The sequence below is a fragment of the Streptosporangium sp. NPDC049078 genome (assembly GCF_040648855.1).
Lineage (GTDB): Bacteria > Actinomycetota > Actinomycetes > Streptosporangiales > Streptosporangiaceae > Streptosporangium.
The window spans coordinates 1-4,163 of the sequence record NZ_JBEZEL010000038.1 but is presented as its reverse complement, the minus strand read 5'-3'; the positions used below and the strand labels follow the sequence as shown (position 1 = coordinate 4,163).

1 protein-coding gene is annotated in these 4,163 nt (G+C 75.3%); it reads right to left on the bottom strand.

From position 1 onward, the window contains the following. Window positions 1-4,163, bottom strand: a 4,163-nt coding sequence (locus AB0B90_RS38575; RefSeq protein ID WP_362926859.1) for a type I polyketide synthase, incomplete at both ends; no start/stop codon positions are given.

Sequence of the window (4,163 nt, the reverse complement as noted above, 5' to 3'; positions counted from 1 at the left end):
GCGTCCGTCCCCGACGCCACCAGCTCCCACAAATCCTCGGGCGAGGCCACCCCACCGGGAAACCGGCACCCCATCCCCACGATCACCACCGGGTCCGAGACGTCGGTTCCCTTCACGGTCACGGGTGCGGTGCTCTCCTGTGCCGACAGGGCGTCCAGCAGGTGCCCCGCGAGCGCCGCGACGGTGGGGAACTCGAAGGCGACGGTGGGGGGCAGGGTGAGGCCGGTGAGCGTGTTGAGCCGGTTGCGCAGCTCGACGGCGGTCAGCGAGTCGAAGCCGAGCTCCTTCAGCGGCCGGTCCGCGCCCACCCCGTTCGCGTCCTCGCGGCCGAGGACGGCCGCGGCCTGTTCGCGTACGAACCCGGTGACGGTTCTAGACCGCTCGTGTGGCGGTTCGGCCCGCAGCCGCCGCGCCCAGGCACCGTCGGCCGTCGTGCGCCGGGCCGCGGCGGGCGGCTTGACGATTCCGGAGAACAGGGCGGGCAGGCGGCCCGCCGCCGCCTCGTCCCGCAGCACGCCCTCGTCCAGCGGGGACACCACGGTGTGGGCGTCACGCACCCGTTCGAGCACGTCCAGCGCGCGGCCGGTCTCGACCGTGCCGACACCGTACCTGGCGAGCCGGGCGCGGTCGGCCACGCCGAGGTGGGCGGTCATCGCGCTCGCCTCCTCCCACAGGCCCCAGGCGACGGCCGTGGCCGGCAGACCGGCACGGCGCCGGTGCTCGGCCAGTGCGTCGAGGAAGGCGTTGGCGGCCGCGTAGTTCGCCTGCCCGGGTACGCCGAATGTGGCCACGGCGGAGGAGAAGAGCACGAAGCCCTCCAGGGGGAGGCCCGCGGTCAGCTCGTGCAGGTGCCACGCCGCGTCCACCTTGGGCCGCAGCGCGACGGCCAGTTCCTCGGTGGTCATCCCGGTGACCGTGGCGTCCGCGAGCAGTCCCGCGGTGTGGATCACCGACCTGAGCGGGCGGTCCGCGGGGATGGACTCCAGCAGTTCCGCCACGGCCGCACGGTCGGCGACGTCGCAGGCCACCACGCTCACCCCGGCTCCGGTCGCGGTGAGTTCCTCGGCCAGGTCCTCGGCGCCCGGCGCTCGCGGCCCCGAGCGGCTCACCAGCAGCAGGTGCGGAGGGTTCGCCGAAGCGGCGAGCCTGCGGGCGACCAGCGTGCCGAGGGTTCCGGTGCCTCCGGTGACGAGGACGGTGCCGGCCGATGTCCCCACCGGGGATCCGGAGTCGCGGGAGGCGGAGTCGTGGGGGGCGGAGTCGTGGGGGGTGTTCCCGCCGAGGTCGTGGGAGGCGAGTCTGGGCACCAGCAGCTCGCCGCCGCGTACGGCCACCTCGCGTTCGCCGTGCTCGGCGGCGAGCAGCGCGGCGGCGGCGGGACCGTCGACGGTGACCAGGGTGAACCGGCCGGGGTGTTCGGCGGCGGCGGTGCGGACCAGACCACGGACCGGGGCGGACGCGAGGTCGGACTCGGCCACCACGACCGAGAGCCGGATACCGTCGAAACCGGGATGGCGGAGCCACTCCTGGAGCAGTCCCAGGACGGCGGCGGTCCGCTCGTACGCCTCCGCGACCACGTCGCCCGTCCGCCCGCCCACGGGCACGAGCACGGCCCCGGCGCCGGCCGCCGACAGCAGGTCGTCGACCACGCCGACGTCCCCGTCCGTCGTGACGAGGCCACCGGGGCCACCTGGGTCGTCGGGGCCGTCGGGGCTACTGAAGCCGCCGAGCACGACGACGTTCCCGGGAGCCGGACCCGTCTCGGCCGGTCGCTCCCAGCCGACCCGGTAGGTGTCGGCCTCGGGGCGGGCCGCGGCGAGTTCGGCGCGGGCGGCCGGGCGGAACGCCACGGACTCGACGGCGCCGACGACCTCTCCTTCCAGGTCCGCGAAGGTGTAGCGGAACCGGGAGGCGCCGAGCGGCTCGATGCGCGCCCGCAGCCCTTCCCGCCCTCGCTTCGCCCCGCCGGTCAGGCGCAGGCCCTCGAAGGCGAACGGCAGGAGAGGGTGGTCCGGGTCGGGGTCGGCGAGTCCGGCCAGCCCTGCCACCACCGGATGCAGAGCGGCGTCGAGCAGTGCCGGGTGAAGGACGAAATCCTCACCCGCGGTACCCCGGGCCTCGGCCGCGACGAGCTCGGCGTAGACCGTGCCGTCGCCGCCGTCGCCGCCGTCGCCGCCGTCGCCGCCGTCGCCGGCTCGCCATACGGCGGCCAGCCCCTGGAAGGCCGGGCCGTAGTCGTAGCCGAGCCGGTACAGCCGTGCGTACACGTCGGTGACGTCGACGCTCTCGGCTCCGGGGGGAGGCCATGCGACCCGCGTGGCCCCTGTCGTCCCGGGGGCGAGGGTCCCGGCCGCGTGCCGGGTCCACGGCGCGTTCTCGGACGAGCGCGCGTGCACCTCCACGGTCCGGCGGCCATGCTCGTCGGGGGCCGCGACGAGCACCTGCAGCGGCGCCGGGCGCCCGTGGGTGAGGACGAGAGGCGCCTGGACGGTCAGCTCGCGCACCTCGGAGCAGCCGACGAGGTCCCCGGCCCGCGTGGCGAGTTCGGCGAGAACCGTGCCGGGTGCCAGCACGGTGCGGAACACCGAGTGGTCGGCGAGCCACCCCTGCGCCGCCGTGTCGAGTCGGCCGGTCAGCACCGCGCCGCCGTCCACGAGCGCGACCATCGCCCCCAGCAGCGGGTGGCGGACGGCGGACGGCCCGAGCCCGGATGCCAGGGCCGAGCCGGCGGAGGGGGTGAGCCAGTAGCGCTCGCGCTCGAACCGGTAGGTCGGCAGGTCCACGACAGAGGTGCCCGTCGTCGTCCAGGAGACGGGGACGCCGCCGAGGTGGGCCACGGCGAGGGCGCGGCGGAACGTCTCCGTGCCGCCCTCGCCGCGCCGCAGCGTGCCGCCCGCCAGCCCGGGCAGGCCCCGCTCGGCGAGGATCTCCTCGACGGCCACGGTGAGCACCGGGTGCGGGCTCACCTCGACGAACCGGTGGTGTCCCGTGTCGAGCAGGCCGTGGACGGCGGCTTCGAACTCCACGGTCTCGCGGAGGTTCCGATACCAGTACCCGGCGTCGAGCGTGGCGGTGTCGGCCGGTTCCCCGGTCACCGAGGAGTGGAACGCGATCTCGGCCGGCCTCGGTTCCAGGCCGGTGAGCGTCTCCAGCAGGTCCTCGCGCAGGGGTTCGACGTGTCGGGTGTGCGAGGCGTAGTCCACCGGGACGCGGCGGGCGCGCACGCCCTGCTCGTCGCACCACGCGAGCAGTTCGTCGAGGGCGTCCGCGCCTCCCGCGACCACCGTGGAGCGTGGTCCGTTGCGCACCGCGATCTCGATCTCCCCCGGCCGGCGCGTCAGGACCCGGGCCAGTTCGTCGGCGCCCAACGCCACCGACACCATGCCGCCGTTCCCCGCGATGCGGGCGATCGCCCTGCTGCGGAGTGTGACGATCTTCGCGGCGTCCGCCAGCGACAGCGCGCCCGCCACGTAGGCCGCGGCGATCTCGCCCTGTGAGTGCCCGACGACGGCGTCCGGCCGCACTCCGGCGGCGCGCCACATCGCCGCGAGCGACACCATCATCGCGAAGAGCACCGGCTGCACGACGTCGACGCGCTCCAGTGGTGGCGCGCCGACGTCGCCACGGAGCACGGCGGTGAGGGACCAGTCGGTGTGCCCGGCGAACGCCTCCTCGCAGGCCTCGATCTCGGCGCGGAAGGTGTGGTCGGAGTCCAGGAGCGCACGGGCCATCTCGGGCCACTGCGATCCCTGGCCGGGGAAGACGAAGACCGTCCTGCCCGGGGCCTTCTCGCCGGTGACGACCTCGTCGTGGAGTTCGCCCCGTGCCAGGGCGCGCAGGGCGGGCAGGTGGTCGGCGAGTACGGCGGCGCCGTGGCCGAGCCGCGCCCTGGAGACGAGGGTGGCCGCCACGTCACGCGGGTCCAGCCCCGGATGGGCCTGAAGGTGGTCGGCCAGCGCCTCGGCCTGCCTGCGCAGAGCGGCGGGGCTGTCCCCGGACAACAGCACGGGGGGAGCGGGCGCGGTCGCGGGCCGATCGGCGTGGCCGGAGACATTCGGTGTCTCGGCGGGGTCGTCGGGTGCCTGTTCGAGGATGACATGCGCGTTGGTCCCACTGATCCCGAACGACGACACCCCCGCCCGCCGCACCCCACCCCACTCACG